Origin of the sequence: Acetobacter okinawensis (genome assembly GCF_002153655.1) — a bacterium.
In the GTDB taxonomy this organism is placed as follows: Bacteria; Pseudomonadota; Alphaproteobacteria; order Acetobacterales; family Acetobacteraceae; genus Acetobacter; species Acetobacter okinawensis_A.
Genome location: NZ_JOPJ01000006.1, coordinates 406,201 through 424,131 on the forward strand (window position 1 = coordinate 406,201; position 17,931 = coordinate 424,131).

Consider the following 17,931-nt stretch of genomic DNA (forward strand, 5'->3'; position numbering starts at 1 on the left):
GGGTTACTGAACTGTTTCTGGGCCCTTCATGTCGCCCCCTGCGCCGTTTTCGGGCAGAATGCCCATGCGCCGCGCTACTTCCTGATACGCTTCCTTCACGTTGCCCAGATCGCGGCGGAAGCGGTCCTTGTCGAGCTTTTCGTTCGTGTGGAGGTCCCACAGGCGGCAGTTATCGGGCGAAATTTCGTCGGCCAGAACAATGCGCATGTCCTCACCTTCCCAGCAGCGGCCGAATTCGAGCTTGAAATCCACCAACTGGATGCCGATACCGCTGAACAGACCACACAAAAAGTCGTTCACGCGCATGGCCATGCCGGTCATGTCTTCCAGATCATGCGGGCAGGCCCAGCCAAATGCGATGATATGATCTTCCGATACCAACGGGTCGCCCAGTTCGTCGTTCTTGTAATAGAACTCGACAATCGGGCGTGGCAGGCGCTGGCCTTCGGGGATGTTGAAGCGCTTGGAAATGCTGCCAGCAGCAACATTGCGGATCACCACTTCAAGCGGGATAATCTCCACTTCCTTGACCAGCTGCTCACGCATGTTGATCCGGCGGATAAAGTGGGTTGGAATGCCAATTTCCTGCAAGCGGAGCATCAGATGCTCGCTAATGCGGTTGTTAAGCACGCCCTTACCGGTGATCACACCGCTTTTGGCGCCATTGCCAGCCGTGGCATCGTCCTTGAAGTATTGCACAAGGGTACCGGGCTCCGGACCTTCAAAGAGGATTTTGGCTTTACCTTCATAAAGCTGGCGGCGACGGGCCATGATGATCCTTACCTGTCGAAAGTGTGCGGGCGGTTGGGACACCGCCCCAAAAGCGGGGAGGCCACGCTGGCGGCTTTCCCCTTTATTCATCCCATGTTCATAGCAGGCTTCCCGCGTGGAGGATACAGCCTGTAAAACGGATGGGCTGTTACTGGGCGGGGCCTGCCTCGCCGAAGATTTTTTCAAACTGGAAGTCAATTGCCTTCAGGTGCTGGCGGCTATCCATGGCGGCATCCAGCACATCGGCGGGAATACGGCCAGAAATTTCGGTGTCATCTGCCAGATTTTCACGGAACGTCCGGCCTTCGGGTGTGCCCAGCTTGGTCCATGTGGCCATCGCGTTGCGCTGGACAATGCGGTAAGCATCCTCGCGCGAGAGGCCAGCTTTGGCCAGCGCGAGCAGCACTTCACCAGAGTGGACGACACCGCCCAGACTTTCGATATTGGCGGCCATGCGGTCGGGGTAGACAACCAGCTTGGAGATCATGCCCGACAGACGGGCAAGGGCAAAGTCCAGCCCAATGGTGGCATCAGGGCAGATGTTGCGTTCAACCGAAGAATGGCTGATGTCGCGCTCATGCCACAGTGCCACGTTTTCCAGAGCAGGAATAACGGCAGCGCGGACAAGACGGGCAAGGCCTGTCAGGTTTTCGGTCAGCACCGGGTTACGCTTGTGCGGCATGGCAGAAGAGCCCTTCTGCCCCGGGTGGAAGAATTCCTCCGCTTCGCGCACTTCCGAGCGCTGGAGATGGCGGACTTCTGTTGCCAGCCGCTCAATGCCGCTTGCAATGACTGCCAGCGCACAGAAGAACGCAGCATGCCGGTCACGCGGGATAACCTGAGTGGAAACCGTCTCGGCCTGCAAGCCAAGACGCTCGGCTACATAAGCTTCCACGCGGGGGTCAAGGTGGGCGTAGGTGCCGACCGCGCCGGAAATGGCACAGGTGGCAATTTCTGCCCGTGCGGCTTCAAGCCGGGTTTTGTTGCGGGCGAACTCGGCATAATGACCGGCGATCTTGAGCCCGAAGGATGTTGGCTCGGCATGGATGCCGTGGCTGCGGCCAATGGTCAGGGTGTGTTTGTGTTCAAACGCACGCGCCTTCAGGGCGGCCAGTGTGTCGTCCAGGTCTTTGAGCAGCAGGTCCGTTGCCTGCACAAGCTGCACGGCAAGGCATGTGTCCAGTACGTCCGAGGATGTCATGCCAAGGTGGACAAAGCGGCTTTCAGGCCCCACTTTTTCTGCCAGCCATGTCAGGAACGCAATGACGTCATGCCGGGTTTCGGCTTCGATCTCGTCAATTCTGGCAAGGTCGGCATCGGAGAAGGCAGCCATGGCGGCATTGCCTTTTTCACGCACCACTTTGGCCGCTTCCTTGGGGACTGTTCCGTACTCGGCCATAGCCTCGCAGGCCAGTGCCTCGATCTCGAACCAGATTCGATAGCGGTTTTCGGGGGACCAGATTGCGGCCATGACGGGGCGGGTATAGCGCGGCACCATAACGCGGATTTCCTTAACCAGAACAGTTTGAATGTCAGAACAGGTGGCGTCTCTCTAGCGGATTTCGTGCATGTCGTCTGCCCGCAATACAGAAAACTTTGACATTTTCTGTCGCGTGCCAGAAATTCCGCCCACTTCATGCGTGTTCTGGAATCGGAGTTACTGTGGCCAGCCTATTTGATTCTGCCAGTTTTCCGGCAATAGCTGCTCTTTTGCAGGTTGTGCTGATCGACGTTACTCTGGCTGGAGACAACGCAGTTGTCATTGGCATGGCAGTACGCTCCCTAAGTGGTGCGCAACGGCGTAAGGCCATATGGGCCGGTGTGGGGCTGGCTGCGGTTATCAGGGTGCTGCTTGCTCTTGTTGCGGTCAAACTGCTTGCCATTGTCGGGCTGACACTGGCTGGCGGCCTGCTGTTGCTATGGGTCTGCTGGCGCATGTACCGCGAGATGCAGCACGGCTCTGCGGAAGGTGATGGTGGGGCGAGTGCTCCGGGCAGTCTGCGTTCGGCTATTATCAAAATCCTGATCGCAGATTTGTCCATGAGTCTGGATAACGTGCTGGCGGTTGCCGGGGCTGCGCGTGAACACCCGGGTATTCTGGTCATGGGGCTTGCGCTGTCTGTTGTGCTTATGGGGCTTGCGGCCTCCCTGATTGCGCGCTTGCTGGAGCGTTATAAATGGATCTCCTGGGTTGGGCTGCTGGTTGTTCTGGCTGTCGCCGTGGAGCTGATTGTCAGTGGTGGCGGAGAGGTGTGGGGCCACTTGTCCTGAGCTTGACGCAGGCGTGGCTGGCAGGCGTATGGCGCACGACAAAAGAGCTTGCCATTTGTAACAAACCCGTTGAATCCTCGGGTATGATCCGCTCCTATTCTTCATGGCGGCGCCAGCTTGCCGCCGCAGTATCACTGGTCGGGTTTTCCCTGACTGCCTGTTCTGGCCCCTCTGCGCAGCCGGTATCTGCTCCGGCGGACAGTGCGGGCTCTGGTGCGCCATCTGTGCAGGGGCATGCGTTATCCGGCAGTCTGAATGACCGGCTGGATACATGGCTCCGTCTTGTCGGCCCCACCCATGCCAGTGCTCAGGATTATGCGGATTTTCTGCAATCTGGTGGAATATGGCCACGCTGGTCCTTGCTAGTGCTGCGCATGCAGCAGGCTCTGGCGAACGAGACGGATACTCAGGTGCTCGCGCGCCTGTGCCATAGCCAGAAGCTGACCTACGCACCCGCCCTTGTGCAATGCGCCACACAACTGGGGGATGACCGGCCACTCCAGAAGCAACTGGCGTCTCAGGCCGTGATAGCCTGGACGGATGGGAACGATTCACCCGCCGCAGCCAGCGCCCTGACCAGCACATTCGGGGCAGTTCTAACCTCCCGGAGTTCATGGCTGCGCTTTGACCGGGAGGAACGGACAGGCCAACTCAGCGCTGCCCAGCAGACACTACCTTACCTGTCCGCCAGCCAGCTCGCTCAGGCGCAGGCACGGCTGGCATTAAGGAATAACGATGTCACCGCGCAGTCTTTGCTGGATGCCCTGCCCTCCTCCGCGCGTACCGACCCATGGCTTGTGCTGGATCAGGCCCGATGGCTGCGCAAACAGCAGCGTTATGATGAAGCGGTCGCGTTGTGGAAAGCGGCTGGCGTTGAGGCTGAGAGAGCCGCCCGTTCCAAGCTGTTCTGGCGTGAGCGCGATGCTCTTGCGCGTGAACTGATACAGCAGAATCGGGCAACGGACGCCTTTGCCGTGGCGAATGACACGGTCACCGATGGTGAGAGCAGGCTGGATGCGGTGTTCCTGAGCGGCTGGATCACCCTGCGCATGCAGCATGATACGGCTACGGCGGAAGACTTCTTTCGCCAGTTAACGCTCTCTCCCTCCCTTATCACGCGCAGCCGTGGGTTTTACTGGCTCGGTCGCGCGCGTGCTGCGGGTGGGAATACGGTCTCTGCGCAGGCAGACTGGCAGCGGGCCGCAACCTCCCCCGGCACTTATTATGGTCAGATGGCCGCAGCAACTCTGGCGGGCCAAGGCAATGCCCTGCTGGCTCCCGGGCAGGTTCCGGATATGATCGTACAGTCTTTGAAGGAGATGGACAGCGCAACGCCACATATCTCTGAAGATGTGCTGCCAACGGGGAATGACCTGCTTCTGGCCGCACTCCGCCTTGCGTCCATGGGGGACAGGGAGCATACGCGCGACTTTTTAAGTCTGTTTGAAAAACAGGTGACCGATACGCCACAACGGCAGGCCCTTGCATCCATGGCGTTGCGTTTGGGCGTGCCAGATGTTGCCGTGACCATAGCGCGGCATGCCGGGCGGGATGGTGTGTTTATGCTGCGTTCTGGCTGGCCCCTGCCCTATACACCGCCACAAAGCACTTTGCCGCAGGGGTTCGTGCTTGGCCTGATGCGCCAGGAAAGCAGCTTCAACCCCGATGCCATCAGTCCGTCCAATGCTATTGGTCTTATGCAGATCAAACCGTCCACAGCAGCGGATATGGTGCGCGCTGCGGGTGTGCCGCCATCTGCGGCTACGGCTGTCGGGCTGCATAATCCGCAAAACAACATGCAACTGGGTACGGCTTACCTGCTGCATATTCAGGACCGTTTTGGCCCAGTCGTGCCCTATCTGGCGGCAGCGTATAATGGTGGGCCAACCCGACTGGCCAAATGGCTGGCGACAGCAGGCGATCCAACGCGCAGCGGGGCAGACATGGAACAGATGATCGACTGGGTAGAAAACATACCCTATGCCGAAACACGGAATTATGTGCAGCGTGTATGGGAAAATATGACAGTTTACAAAGCACTGGGAACCCCCTGATGACCCCTGCCCGTCTGATAGCAACATTTGGTGGCTGCGGCCTTGCCCCCCGTGCTCCGGGCACGGTTGGTTCTTTTGCTGCTCTGTTGGTGGGTTTGCCCCTGCTGCGGCGACCCCGTGCGCTGCTATGTGCAGGAGTTGCAGCAACACTGGTGGGCTGGTGGGCGACCAGCCGGGCCGGAGAAGGCGAAGACCACAGCTGGATCGTGATTGATGAAGTAGCCGGAATGTGGATTGCCCTGCTGGCATGCCTGCCCGATAACCAGCAGAATGGACCCTGCCCCAAGGCCACGCAGCGTTTGTTGTGGCCTATTGTAGCGTTTGGGCTGTTCCGTCTGTTCGATATTACCAAGCCCGGCCCCATTGGTACGCTGGATAAGCGGCGCGATGCTCTGGGTGTTATGGGGGATGACGTGCTGGCAGGTGTTGCCAGTGCGGGCTGTGTTCTGGCCTTACGCAGGGTGTTGGCACGCAGGGCATGAGCAGAGGAGCTGGATATGACGGATAAACCTGTGGTTTTCAGTCATGCGCTTTTAGCCCGAACCACAGATGTTGTGGACGCGCTGCGCCGCGCTGGTTTGCGGGTTGTCACGGCAGAAAGCTGCACGGGCGGGCTTTTGGCCGGTGCCCTGACACATTTTTCAGGCTCATCCGATGTGACTGAAGGCGGCTTTGTAACCTATTCCAACGCCATGAAGCAGGCAGTGCTGGGTGTGCAGGCAGACACATTGGCAACCCATGGTGCTGTGAGCGCCCAGACTGTGGAGCAAATGGCTGAAGGCGCACTACATGCCTGTGCCACAGCGGACATCGCCGTTTCCATTTCCGGCATTGCTGGTCCCGGTGGTGGCAGTGCAGATAAACCCGTTGGACTGGTCTGGTTTGCAACAGCCCTGCGTGGTGCGGCTACCCGTACAAACCAGCAGATATTCGCAGGTGAGCGCGCAGATGTGCGTGAGCAGGCCGTATTCCATGCTCTTGAACTTGTGGCAGAGCGGCTGAACTCTTTGTAGGGGAACTCTCAGCGCTTGTCGGTTGGGTTATAAACGGGCGCTTCCAGCAGTTCGGGGGCCAGAACACCAGTTCCTCTGGCTATTGTTCCATCCGGTAGTGCTGCCAGGGGTACTGGTGGTGCGACCGGTATAAGCCGTTGTGCATTGGCCAGACTTTGCATGTTCAGCATTTCTGTTGTCGGGCCAGTATGCACTACTGCTGGTGCTGTGCGTGTGTGTGCTTTTGGGGGGTGCTCTGCCGCATGAGCAGCATTCCCCACAAGACTTCCCAGTAGAAGCAGACAAAACAGTCTGGGCATTCTGGTCTCCCTTTTGTTTGTGGTCTGGCTGCTACTGGTGTTGTGTTGTTTCAGCCTGCGTGGTTTTGGCCGGACAGGGCAACCGTGGAACCCGCCAGAGGCACTGGTGGCCCATAAACCTCTTTGGCCCGCTTGATAAAGGCGGAGACCATCAGACGTGTGGCCTCAGTAAACACCACCCCAATTGCCGCCTGAAGAATGCGGGAATTGAATTCGAAATCGACAAAAAAATCGACCTGACAGCCGCCCGCATGGGGCATGAACTTCCACACATTGCGCAGGTAGCGGAAAGGGCCTCGCTCATAGCGCACGGTAATGGTGGTCGGGCGCTCCAGTGTGACACGCGACGTAAAACTTTCCCGGAACGGGCCAAACCCGATGGTCAGGTCAGCCACCAGCTCAGTTTCGGTGCGTGTGCGCAAGCGTGCGGCAACGCACCAGGGTAAAAAAGCCGGGTAGTGTGCAACGTCCGCAACCAGATCAAAAATCTGGTCTGGACGATAGGGCAGAACACGCGTCTCTGCGTGTTTGGGCATTACTGAGCCTCCTTCAGGCGTTTGTTCCGTGCTTCGCGCAGTTGGGCAAAGTCTGTATCGGCATGGTAGGAAGAGCGGGTAAGAGGGCTGGCGCTGACCTGCAGAAAACCTTTTACGCGTGCCATGGTGCCGTAGTCCTCAAACTCTTCGGGTGTGACAAAGCGCGCAACGGCGGCGTGCTTGACCGTGGGCTGCAGATACTGCCCCATTGTAATAAAATCCACATCTGCAATGCGCAGATCATCCATGACCTGAGCGAGCTCCATTTTTTCTTCTCCTAAGCCCAGCATCACACCGGATTTGGTAAAAATCGAAGGATCAAGCTGCTTTACACGGTCTAGCAGGCGCATGGACTGGTAGTAGCGTGCACCCGGACGGATGGTGGGGTACAGGCGTGGCACGGTTTCCAGATTATGGTTGAACACGTCCGGTCGGGCCTTGACCACAACCTCCAGTGCTTTGTCTTTGCGCAGGAAATCCGGTGTCAGGATTTCAATGGTTGTGGTGGGGGATGTGGCCCGTATGGCCTGAATGACATGGGCAAAGTGTAAAGCCCCACCATCGCTAAGGTCATCGCGGTCAACAGAGGTAATCACCACATGGCGCAGGCCCAGCTTGGCTACGGCCTCGGCCACACGTGCGGGTTCTCCCTCGTCCAGCGGTTTGGGCAGGCCGGTGCTGACATTGCAGAACGCACAGGCACGGGTGCAGACCTCCCCCATAATCATCATGGTGGCGTGGCGTTGTGACCAGCACTCCCCAATGTTCGGGCAGGCAGCTTCCTCACAGACCGTGACAAGTTTGTTGTCACGCATGAGCGCGCGGGTTTCGTGGTATGTCGGGTGGTTGGGCGCTTTAACGCGGATCCATTCCGGCTTACGGGCAATGGGGTTGTCCGGCCGATGAACTTTTTCCGGGTGCCTTATCCGGCTTGTACCACCTTTGCGATGATCGATCTCGACACGAGTAGACATGACTTCGCCCATTTTTACCCCAAGAGTTCAGATAGAACTGGAATGTCCCCGCAGACACGTCAAGGCGTGAAGAGGCTCTATAGGAGGGAAGGTACATCACACCATGGAGATTGATGCCCTTCCCTATTCCAAACAGAGGCTAGAAGTGCAAAGCGCCATCATAAGCGGCAAGAACAGCCTCGTGCATGGATTCAGAAATGGTCGGATGCGGGAAAATGGTTTCCGCCAGTTCTGCCTCGGTCAACTCGCCTGTGCGGGCGATGACATACCCCTGAATCATTTCCGTCACTTCGGCGCCAATCATGTGTGCGCCAAGGAGTTCGCCTGTCTGGGCGTCAAATACCGTTTTGATCAGCCCATCCGGTTCGCCCATGGCCAGCGCCTTGCCATTGGCAAGGAGCGGGAACCTGCCAACACGTACCTTATAGCCAGCTTCCTTGGCTTTTGCTTCCGTGTAACCAACAGAGGCAATCTGGGGGCGGCAATAGGTGCAGCCGGGTACTTTTGTCGGGTCAATGGGGTGGACTGTTTTGCCGGCTATGGCCTCCACACACATGACAGCTTCATGGCTGGCTTTGTGCGCCAGCCATGGCGCTCCGGCCAGATCCCCGATGGCGTAAACGCCGGGTTCACCTGTGCGGCACAGGGCGTCTGTGACCACGTGTGTCCGGTCGACCTGAATTTTTGTGCCTTCCAGCCCGATGTTTTCTACATTGCCGACAATACCCACGGCAGAGATCACCCGGTCAGCCACCAGTGTTTCAGTCTTGTCGCCAAGCGTGACAGGGATGTGGACCTCGGTTGCCGTTTTTTGCAGCGTGCCAACCTGAGCGCCGGTCAGGACGCGTATGCCCTGTTTTTCAAAGGCTTTGCGGGCAAGCTGGCTTATTTCCTCGTCTTCTACGGGCAGAATACGTTGTGCCACTTCCACCAGTGTCACATCCGCACCCATATTGCGGTAAAAGGATGCAAACTCGGTGCCAATGGCGCCAGAACCAATAACAACAAGGCGTTTGGGCATCTCTTCTGGCACAAGGGCTTCCTTGTAGGACCAGATGAATTTGCCATCAGGTTCCAGCCCGGGCAGGACGCGCGCGCGCGCGCCGGTGGCCAGAATAACGTGCTGGGCAGTCAGGGTGGTCGGAGCCGCGCCGTCCTGGCTGACAAGCACCTTGCGCCTGCCATTGGCCTGCGTACCATCCAGCTTGCCATAGCCATTAAAAACCGGAACCTTGGCCTTTTTCAGCAGATGGGCAACACCAGCTGACAACTGCTTGGATACGGCGCGCGAGCGGGCAATGATTTTTTTAAAATCAAAGCTTACCCCTTCGGCCTTGAAGCCATAGGCTGGCAGGTCATGCAGAAGGTGGTTGATCTCCGATGCGCGGAGGAGCGCCTTGGTCGGGATACATCCCCAGTTCAGGCAGATACCACCAAGGTGCTGGGCTTCAACCACGGCTACGGAGAGCTTAAGCTGGGCAGCGCGCAGGGCGGCAACATAGCCGCCCGGCCCACCACCAATGACAATAACGTCAAAATCTGTCTGGCTCATGATGCCAAATTTCTCCCGCAAGAGGCTGCGTTACAGAACAAGAGCCAGAGGCGACTGCACAATGGAACGGAACGCCGAGAGCCATTTGGCCGCCGTAGCGCCATCTACCGCGCGGTGATCGACCGAGAGCGTAACAGTCATGACTGTTGCTATCCTGATCTCATCGCCACTCACAACAGGCTGGCGTTTGCCTGCGGCAATGGCCAGAATGGCGGCCTGAGGCGGGTTTACAATGGCAGCAAATTCCTTGACGCCAAACATACCCATGTTGGAAATGGAGAATGTTCCGCCCTGGAACTCTTCTGGCTTGAGCTTGCCAGCCCTTGCGCGCGAGACGAGGGATTTGGCTTCCTGGCTGATCTGCTTCAGGCTTTTGCGCTCGGCAGCCCGGACGATGGGGGTTATCAACCCGTCATTGAGGGAGACTGCGACCGAAATATCCGCATCGTCGTGCAAGATCATGGCGTCTTCTGTGAACGAGGCGTTCACTTCTGGCACCTGTTTGAGTGCCAGAGCCGCAGCCTTGATCAGCATGTCATTGACTGACAGCTTGAAGGAATCCTGCCCTTCATCACTGGAGAGAGCGTTCAGTTGCGCGCGCAGCGCCATCAGAGCATCCAGCTCCACATCCATGGAAACATAGAAGTGGGGAATGGTTGCCTTGGATTCACTCAGGCGGCGGGCAATGACCTTGCGCATGGTGGTGTGCGGCACCGAGCGGCTGCCGCCACCAGATACGGGGGCAGCAGCTTGCGCGCGGGAAGGAAGAGAGGCACTGGCTTTGCTCTCTGCCGCTTCCACGTCCCGCTTGACAATCCGGCCATGCGGACCAGTCCCCTTGATGGAGGCAAGGTCCACGCCTTTTGATGCGGCAATCCGGCGCGCCAGAGGGGAGGCAACAATACGGTTGGTCGGACGTGCCACCTGTGGTGTGGTTGCAGGTGCAGAGGCGGGCGCGCTGGCAGTCACCGCGGCGTTGGCAACTGCAGCAGGTGCCACAGTCGCAGCAGCCGTAGCGGGCGTGGGAGCGGCTGGTACAGCCTCCCCTTCCTCTACGACAATGGCGATGGGGGTGTTGACTGCAACGCCCTCGGTCCCTTCGGGGACGAGGATGCGGCCAAAAATGCCCTCTTCAATGGCTTCTACTTCCATTGTGGCCTTGTCGGTTTCGATCTCGGCCAGAACATCGCCACTATTGACCGTATCTCCCTCCTTTTTCAGCCAGCGGGCAATTTTGCCCTCTGTCATGGTGGGAGAGAGGGCGGGCATCAGAATTTCAATTGCCATCTTTACAGCACCTCAGATCAGGCTGCGCACGGCTTTGACCACGTGCTCAGGCTGCGGCAGAGCCAGTTTTTCCAGATTGGCGGCAAACGGCATGGGCACATCTTCACCGGCTACGCGAACTGGGGGCGCATCCAGCCAGTCAAAAGCATGTTCGATAACCTGCATGGCCACTTCCGCGCCAATGCCAGCAAAGGGCCAGCCTTCTTCCACTGTAACAAGGCGGCTGGTTTTTTTAACACTGTTGATAATCGTTGCCGTATCCAGCGGACGAATGCTGCGCAGGTTGATCACCTCGGCTTCAATGCCCTGTTTAGCAAGCTCTGCGGCTGCATCCAGAGCGGTCCCGACAGCAATAGAAAACGCAACAATAGTTACATCTGTGCCTGCGCGTTCGATTTTGGCCTTGCCAATAGGCAGGATGAAATCCTCATCAACCGGGCAAGGGAATTTCTGCCCGTAAAGAATTTCATTTTCCAGCACGATAACCGGATTAGGGTCACGGATTGCCGCGCGGAGCAGACCCTTGGCATCTGCCGCAGACCAGGGTGCAACCACCTTAAGCCCCGGTACGTGCCCATACCAGCTTGCATAACACTGCGAATGCTGTGCTCCAACGCGCGCAGCAGCCCCATTGGGGCCACGGAAGACAATGGGGCAACCCATCTGTCCGCCAGACATATAAAGCGTTTTGGCGGCGGAGTTGATGATGTGGTCAATGGCCTGCATGGCAAAGTTCATGGTCATGAACTCGACAATCGGCTTAAGCCCGGTCAGTGCCGCCCCTACGGCCATGCCTGTAAAGCCATGCTCGGTAATGGGCATGTCCAGCACACGCTTGGGACCAAACTCCTGCAACAGCCCCTGCGAGATCTTGTAGGCACCCTGATAGTCTGCAACTTCTTCCCCGAGCAGAAAAACATCCTCATCTCGGCGCAGTTCGGCTGCCATGGCGTCGCGCAGGGCCTCACGCACAGTGATCTCGCGCGTTTCGCCCCATTCTCGTTCGGGCTCAGGGGCTGTGTCCAGCACAGGCGCGGCAGGTGTGCTGGCGGGGGCCTGAGGTGCCGTTGCGGCTTGTGGCGCAGGTGCTGCGGGCTGGCTGGCTACGCTGTCCGGCACGCTCTCGCCATCTTCCACCACAATGGCGATGGGGGTGTTAACGGCAACGCCCTCAACCCCTTCTCCAATCAGGATACGGCCTAGAATACCTTCTTCAATGGCTTCAATTTCCATTGTGGCCTTATCGGTTTCGATCTCGGCCAGAACATCGCCAGCCGCAATCATGTCCCCTTCCTTTTTCAGCCAGCGGGCAATTTTGCCTTCTGTCATGGTGGGGGAAAGGGCGGGCATTAAAATTTCAGTCGCCATAATTGCTCAGGCCTCCAGCACAACGTCCGTATAGAGTTCAGAAGGATCAGGTTCCGGGCTCGTCTGTGCGAATTCGGCTGAGTCGTTCACGACGGCTTTGATTTCGGTTTCCATGGCTTTGAGCGTGGCTTCTTCCACGCCTGCGTCAAGGAGGATGTGTTTGACATGCTCGATTGGGTCGCGTGTCTTGCGGACCTGATCGACCTCTTCACGCGTACGGTATTTTGCCGGGTCGGACATGGAATGACCACGGTAACGGTAGGTCATCATTTCCAGAATGTAAGGGCCTTTGCCTGCCCGGCAGTGCGCTACGGCTTCAGCCGCTGCGGCATGCACGGCGGCAACATCCATGCCGTCAACCTGCCGTCCAGGAATGCCCCAGGGTTCGCCATTCTTGTACAGATCATGCGAGGCGGAGGCGCGCTCGATTGCCGTGCCCATGCCGTATTTGTTGTTTTCGATAACAAAAATACACGGCAGCTTGTGTAATGCTGCCAGATTGAAGCTTTCGTAAACCTGCCCCTGCCCTGCGGCACCATCGCCAAAATATGCAACGGCGACTTCGTCCGTACCGCGATACTTGTTGGCAAAGGCCAGCCCTATGCCAAGAGCAACCTGCGCGCCGACAATGCCATGTCCGCCATAGAAGTTCTTCTCGCGCGAGAACATGTGCATGGAACCGCCCTTGCCGTGCGAATAGCCTGTGGCCCGACCCGTCAGTTCCGCCATAACGCCGCGCGGGGTCATGCCAGCAACCAGCATCTGCCCATGATCGCGGTATGATGTGATGAGTTTGTCACCATCCTTGAGGCACATCTGAAGGCCCACCACAACGGCTTCCTGACCGATGTAAAGATGGCAGAAACCACCGATCAGACCCATGCCGTAAAGCTGACCTGCTTTTTCCTCAAATCGGCGGATCAGCAGCATATCGTGGTAAGCGCTCAGGAACTGCTCTCGGGTCAGGGATGGGCCGTTGCCCCCCGCTGCGCCAACCTGCTCAGATGTTGTTTCCATGTATGGACCCTCTACGATACATAGGTAAATGCGTCTTGACGTAATGTTTTGGCCACCAGAGAACTGGTCGGTTCGAACATTTTATCCTGTTTTTGTATAAAAAATGCCATTTGGTCAGGGTGTTTTGATTATGTGGCGTTATATTCTCCTGACCGGCCACCACTTTTGTGTCGGAGCCGGGTGTTGTTAATGCGCATGCCACGATCAACGGCCTTGCACATGTCATAGAGTGTGAGTGCCGCGGCAGACACCGCAGTCAACGCCTCCATTTCCACCCCGGTTGCGTCTTTTGTTGTAACAGTCGCCGTGATCTCGATTTTGTCATCGCTGGCGACCAGATCAACCGCAACAGATGTCAGGCGCAGTGGATGACAGAGGGGGATAATGTCAGCCGTTTTTTTGGCGGCCATAATCCCCGCGATCCGCGCCGTTGCCAGAACATCCCCTTTTGGCATGGAGCCGGAAACAATAAGCTCCAGCGTGCTTGGGTGCATATGCACGTCCGCTACAGCCACGGCCTTGCGGAATGTTTCATCCTTGTCGGAGACGTCCACCATCCGGGCATGCCCGGATGAGTCCAAATGGGTCAGGGGCTGTTCGCTCACGGCTTACTTCAGCCCCAGCAGCGTGCGGGCTGCGGCACCGGGGTCTGGCTGGCGCAGCAGGGTCTCCCCGACTAAAAAGCCGGTTACGCCAATGGCGGCAAGCTGGTCAATTTCCGCGTGGGTTTTAATGCCACTTTCGGAGATAATAATCCGGTCCGGTGGCACAAGCGGGGCAAGCTGGCTGGTGGTGTTGATGTCGGTGGTGAGTGTTTTGAGGTTACGGTTGTTAATCCCGATCAAAAACGTATCCAGCGCCAGAGCGCGGTTCAGCTCGTCCTCATCATGCACTTCAACCAGCACGTCCATGTCCAGCCCTTTGGCATGGTCGACCAGTTCCAGCGCCATCTCATCGGTCAGAATGGACATGATGAGCAGAATGCAGTCTGCACCAATCATCCGGCTTTCATAGACCTGCCATGGGTCAAGAATAAAATCCTTACGCAGGATAGGCAAAGAACAGGCTGCCCGCGCGCTCGCCAGATCCTCGTTTGCGCCATGGAAGCATGAGCTTTCGGTCAGCACGGAAATGCACGCGGCCCCGGCCTGCTCGTATGCAAGGGCAATCCGTGCGGGATTGTAGTCTTCTTGCAAAATACCAGCCGAAGGAGATGCTTTTTTAATTTCGGCAATCAGGCCTACGGCGCGGTCGGCAGCCTTTTCCTTTAACGCACGACCAAATCCGCGTGGCGCTTCCTTGGTTTCCTGCGCCTTTGCGACAACTTCTTTAAGGGGGTGCAGGGTGGAGCGATGTTCCACTTCCAGCCGTGTCCGCGCACAGATGCGGGAGAGAACATCTGGGAGTTCGTCCGCCTTGCAGTCAGGTATGGCGGCGGAGGCAGCTACAGTAGACGTGGAAGATGGATCGTTCATGATTGTCCTGTCATGTCTCAGGCGTGTGCATCGGAAGAAGATGCACGTAAACCGTTGAGCACTGCAAAGGCAGTACCGTTGTCGAGTGAGCGTGCAGCAGTTGCCACACTGTCCCTAAGTGCGGCCGGGTCTATCCGGCCATTGTGCAAAACAGTCTGCCGACCGGCGACATGCAGCGCAAAAGCCGCGTTCAGCAGAACAGTATCACGGTATGCACCGTGTGCGCCACGCAGGAGTGCCTCTAGCGCTTGCGCATTATGCCGGGCATCCCCGCCTTGAATGGCGGATACAGGGGCATAGGGCAAACCCGCCATTTCGGATTCAATCTGGTAAGACTGGATTTGCCCATTTTCAAGTGCCACGGCCTGTGTCGGGCCCGCCAGCGTAATTTCGTCTATGCCCCCCTGCCCGTCCTGCGGCAGACCACAGACCGTCCAGACGCATTCCGAACCAAGACGGGCCAGAACTTCTGTTACGGGTCTGAGCCATTGGGGGTCAAAAACTCCCATAAGCTGCCGCCGGACACCCGCAGGATTAACCATTGGCCCGACCAGATTGAACAATGTGGGCAGTGCCAGCGCCTTCCGCACGCCCGCAGCATGGCGCATGGCCGGGTGGTGGTGTGGTGCGGCCATAAACACCACATGGTGTTGCGCTAGCTGTCTGGCAAGAACCGCCGCATCGGAAGAAAGAGGGACGCTCAGGGCCGCCAGCACATCTGATGCGCCAGAAAGGGAGGAAACAGCCCGGTTGCCATGTTTGGCCACGGGCACCCCAAGAGCTGCCAGAACAAAGGCAACTGCGGTGGAAACATTGAGGGTGCCATATTTATCGCCCCCTGTTCCACACACATCAATTGTGCCGGGTGGAGTATTGGGCACCGGGTGCATGCGCTGGCGCAGGGCCGTAACTGCGCCCAACAGTTCGTCCTGCGTCTCTCCGCGCACACGCAAAGCCATCAGAAAAGCGGCAATGCGTTCGGGGGGCACATTGCCATCCATAATGCTGCCAAAGGCGGCTTCGGCCTGTGCGGTACTCAACTGCTTGCGCTGGGCAAGGTCCGCCAGAATGGCAGAAAAAAAATCCGTATCCTGAGTGCTGGCAGCCGTAATCGTGGGATCAGGCATGGACCCGGTCCGCTTTCCATTCCCGTGCATGGGTCAGAAAATTGCGCAGCAGATCATGTCCATGGTCCGAGGCAATGCTCTCGGGGTGGAACTGCACGCCCGATATGGGGTGAACCTTATGCCGCACGCCCATAATAACGCCATCTGCTGTCCATGCAGTCACTTCCAGATCGTCCGGTATGCTGGAAGGCTCCAGAGTCAGGCTGTGGTAGCGGGTTGCATTGAACGGGCTTGCAAGCCCGGCAAACACATCCGTTCCATTGTGGAAGACGGGGCTGATCTTGCCATGCATGGGGGTGGGGGCGCGCACAACCTGTGCTCCAAACACCTGACCAATGGACTGATGACCAAGGCAGACGCCAAACACCGGCACCTTGCCTGCGGCTGCGGCAATCAGGTCGCAGCAGATTCCCGCCTCGTTGGGGGAGCGCGGGCCGGGGGAGAGCACAATGGCGTCGGGGGCCAAAGCCAGGGCTTCGTCCACGCTTAATGCGTCGTTACGCCGCACATCGCACACCTCTCCCAGTTCACCCAGATAGTGAACAAGGTTGAAGGTGAAGCTATCATAATTGTCGATCAGTAGGATCATGGCGGAATGATGACCTTTTCGCGCGCACGGGTCAAATGACGTGAAGGAAAGGCGGGCTTATGCCCGCCCTGCCCGCGCCATTATCAGCGCTTCCTCGGCTGCGCGGAAGACAGCGCGTGCCTTGTGCTGTGTTTCTTCATATTCGGCTTCAGGCACACTGTCCGCGACAACGCCGCAGCCCGCCTGAACATGCATTGTGCCGTTTTTGACCACTGCCATGCGCAGGCCAATGCAGGTATCCATGTCGCCCCCTGCACCAAAGTAGCCAATGCAGCCTGCGTAGGTGGCCCTGCGGGTGCGCTCGACCTCGTCAATAATTTCCATGGCGCGGATTTTGGGCGCACCTGTCAGGGTCCCGGCGGGAAAAGCCGCGACCAGAGCGTCCAGCGCCTCCAGCTCAGGCTTGAGCGTGCCTTCCACATTGGAGGAAATATGCATGACGTGACTAAAACGCTCTATGACAAACCGCTCTGTCACTTTGACCGATCCGGGAATGCTGACACGCCCTACATCGTTGCGGCCCAGATCAATCAGCATCAGATGTTCGGCAATTTCCTTCTGGTCGGCCAGAAGGTCTTTTTCCAGCGCCAGATCTTCCTCCGGGGTCTTGCCCCGTGGGCGGGTTCCCGCCAGTGGTCGGACGGTCATTTTGCCGTCCCTGAGCCGGACAAGAATTTCTGGCGATGACCCGACCAGAGAAAACGCCCCAAAATCCAGATGGAACAGGAATGGGGCCGGGTTGATACGCCTGAGCGCGCGATAAAGGGAGAGTGATGGCAGAGGAAATGCTGTGGAAAAACGCTGGCTGGGCACGACCTGAAAAGCATCGCCCGCTGCAATATAATCCTGAATACGGCTTACGGCCGCGCAGAAATCCTGATGACTGAATGTGGATGTGGGCTCCACAAAAGCAGGGATGTCTGCTGGGGTTGAGGCGTGCGGGAGTGCGCCGCTCAGGCAGGTTCTGGCGCGCTCGAGGAGTGCATGTGCGCTGCTCCATGCCTCTGCCGCCGTGGTGGCGGTCGTGGGGCGAATGGGGGCTGCCAGAATAAGTTCGTCCGTAACCGTATCAAATACGGCAAACAGGCCGGGACGCATGAGAATGGATTCAGGCAGGTTCAGATCGTCCGGTGGAGCATCAGGCAGATGTTCCATCTGACGCACCATATCGTACCCCAGATAGCCAAACAGGCCTCCGATCATGGGGGGAAGCTCGGCGGGCAGATCCATGCGAGAGTCATGGATCAGGGCGCGCAGGCTTGCCAGAGGTGCTGCTGCATCGGGTATTGCAGCCCCCAGTTGTCCGTCGTGCGTGGTGCTGCGGCTGACCTTACCGTTATGGCAGGTCCAGACCAGATCGGGTTTAAGGGCAATTACGGAGTAGCGACCCCGTGTGGTGCCGCCTTCCACACTTTCCAGCAACAGGGTGTGCTGACCTGTGCTGCCATCCATCTGAGCCAGCCGCATATAAGCGGATACCGGGGTCAGCAGATCGGCAGGTTCAACGGAATAGACAATGCTGCCCCTGCCCGCTTCCCATGCAGCAGCGCAGGTCTGCTGGTCGGGGGAGGATGCGGTATGGGCCTTCATGCCGTGGC

18 protein-coding genes are annotated in these 17,931 nt (G+C 58.0%); 4 read left to right on the forward strand and 14 right to left on the reverse strand.

Features of this window, described 5'->3' with window-relative positions; translation table 11 throughout:
- Positions 1-3: 3 nt before the first annotated feature.
- Together purC and purB are read right to left on the reverse strand one after the other, a co-directional pair.
- Positions 4-771, reverse strand: a complete 768-nt coding sequence (gene purC / locus HK26_RS04695) for a phosphoribosylaminoimidazolesuccinocarboxamide synthase (RefSeq protein ID WP_025825214.1) — start codon at positions 769-771, stop codon at positions 4-6.
- A 148-nt stretch (positions 772-919) separates the two neighbouring features.
- Positions 920-2,269, reverse strand: coding sequence for an adenylosuccinate lyase (purB, locus tag HK26_RS04700; RefSeq protein ID WP_086638667.1), 1,350 nt, complete (start codon positions 2,267-2,269; stop codon positions 920-922).
- A 164-nt stretch (positions 2,270-2,433) separates the two neighbouring features.
- Here purB and HK26_RS04705 point away from each other — a divergent pair, with 164 nt between their 5' ends.
- Genes HK26_RS04705 through HK26_RS04720 form a run of 4 tightly spaced genes read left to right on the forward strand, consistent with a single transcriptional unit; the run spans position 2,434 to position 6,109 of the window.
- Positions 2,434-3,042 (forward strand): YjbE family putative metal transport protein, encoded by a 609-nt coding sequence (locus HK26_RS04705; RefSeq protein ID WP_086638668.1) that lies wholly within the window; start codon positions 2,434-2,436, stop codon positions 3,040-3,042.
- The gene (locus HK26_RS04710) at positions 3,024-5,096 is read left to right on the forward strand and encodes a lytic transglycosylase domain-containing protein (protein WP_257640850.1); all 2,073 of its coding nucleotides are present in this window, start codon (positions 3,024-3,026) and stop codon (positions 5,094-5,096) included. The genes HK26_RS04705 and HK26_RS04710 overlap by 19 nt, the downstream gene beginning before the upstream one ends.
- Positions 5,096-5,578 carry a phosphatidylglycerophosphatase A family protein gene (locus HK26_RS04715; RefSeq protein ID WP_086638670.1) on the forward strand — a complete coding sequence of 161 codons (483 nt, stop codon included), beginning with the start codon at positions 5,096-5,098 and terminating at the stop codon, positions 5,576-5,578. Before HK26_RS04710 ends, HK26_RS04715 begins: the two co-directional genes overlap by 1 nt.
- A 15-nt stretch (positions 5,579-5,593) precedes the next feature.
- A complete protein-coding gene (locus tag HK26_RS04720) occupies positions 5,594-6,109 on the forward strand; it encodes a CinA family protein (protein WP_086638671.1) in 516 nt (171 codons plus the stop codon).
- Positions 6,110-6,117: 8 nt separating this feature from the next.
- On the opposite strand, the gene HK26_RS04725 is transcribed toward HK26_RS04720, so the two are convergent.
- The 12 genes from HK26_RS04725 to trpE all read right to left on the reverse strand — a co-directional run bounded on the left by HK26_RS04725 (position 6,118) and on the right by trpE (position 17,923).
- A complete protein-coding gene (locus HK26_RS04725) occupies positions 6,118-6,408 on the reverse strand; it encodes a hypothetical protein (protein ID WP_086638672.1) in 291 nt (96 codons plus the stop codon).
- A gap of 50 nt (positions 6,409-6,458) precedes the next feature.
- Positions 6,459-6,944: a type II toxin-antitoxin system RatA family toxin gene (locus tag HK26_RS04730; protein WP_025825224.1), complete on the reverse strand. Its 486-nt coding sequence runs from the start codon at positions 6,942-6,944 to the stop codon at positions 6,459-6,461.
- Complete coding sequence (gene lipA, locus HK26_RS04735; RefSeq protein ID WP_086638673.1) at positions 6,944-7,918, reverse strand: lipoyl synthase; 975 nt, start codon at positions 7,916-7,918, stop codon at positions 6,944-6,946. The genes HK26_RS04730 and lipA overlap by 1 nt, the downstream gene beginning before the upstream one ends.
- A 139-nt stretch (positions 7,919-8,057) precedes the next feature.
- Positions 8,058-9,470 carry a dihydrolipoyl dehydrogenase gene (gene lpdA, locus HK26_RS04740; protein ID WP_086638674.1) on the reverse strand — a complete coding sequence of 471 codons (1,413 nt, stop codon included), beginning with the start codon at positions 9,468-9,470 and terminating at the stop codon, positions 8,058-8,060.
- Positions 9,471-9,500: 30 nt separating this feature from the next.
- Positions 9,501-10,757, reverse strand: coding sequence for a pyruvate dehydrogenase complex dihydrolipoamide acetyltransferase (locus HK26_RS04745; protein WP_086638675.1), 1,257 nt, complete (start codon positions 10,755-10,757; stop codon positions 9,501-9,503).
- 12 nt (positions 10,758-10,769) lie between these two features.
- Positions 10,770-12,125, reverse strand: coding sequence for a pyruvate dehydrogenase complex E1 component subunit beta (locus HK26_RS04750; protein ID WP_086638676.1), 1,356 nt, complete (start codon positions 12,123-12,125; stop codon positions 10,770-10,772).
- A gap of 6 nt (positions 12,126-12,131) precedes the next feature.
- Positions 12,132-13,142, reverse strand: coding sequence for a pyruvate dehydrogenase (acetyl-transferring) E1 component subunit alpha (pdhA, locus tag HK26_RS04755; RefSeq protein WP_086638677.1), 1,011 nt, complete (start codon positions 13,140-13,142; stop codon positions 12,132-12,134).
- Between the two features lie 128 nt (positions 13,143-13,270).
- Complete coding sequence (gene moaC / locus HK26_RS04760; protein WP_086638678.1) at positions 13,271-13,747, reverse strand: cyclic pyranopterin monophosphate synthase MoaC; 477 nt, start codon at positions 13,745-13,747, stop codon at positions 13,271-13,273.
- A 3-nt stretch (positions 13,748-13,750) separates the two neighbouring features.
- On the reverse strand, positions 13,751-14,617 hold the full coding sequence (gene trpC / locus HK26_RS04765; protein WP_086638679.1) for an indole-3-glycerol phosphate synthase TrpC: 867 nt from the start codon (positions 14,615-14,617) through the stop codon (positions 13,751-13,753).
- Positions 14,618-14,634: 17 nt separating this feature from the next.
- A complete protein-coding gene (gene trpD / locus HK26_RS04770) occupies positions 14,635-15,744 on the reverse strand; it encodes an anthranilate phosphoribosyltransferase (protein WP_086638680.1) in 1,110 nt (369 codons plus the stop codon).
- Positions 15,737-16,333, reverse strand: a complete 597-nt coding sequence (locus HK26_RS04775; RefSeq protein ID WP_086638681.1) for an anthranilate synthase component II — start codon at positions 16,331-16,333, stop codon at positions 15,737-15,739. The genes trpD and HK26_RS04775 overlap by 8 nt, the downstream gene beginning before the upstream one ends.
- A gap of 57 nt (positions 16,334-16,390) precedes the next feature.
- A complete protein-coding gene (gene trpE / locus HK26_RS04780) occupies positions 16,391-17,923 on the reverse strand; it encodes an anthranilate synthase component I (protein ID WP_086638682.1) in 1,533 nt (510 codons plus the stop codon).
- Between the last annotated feature and the right edge of the window lie 8 nt (positions 17,924-17,931).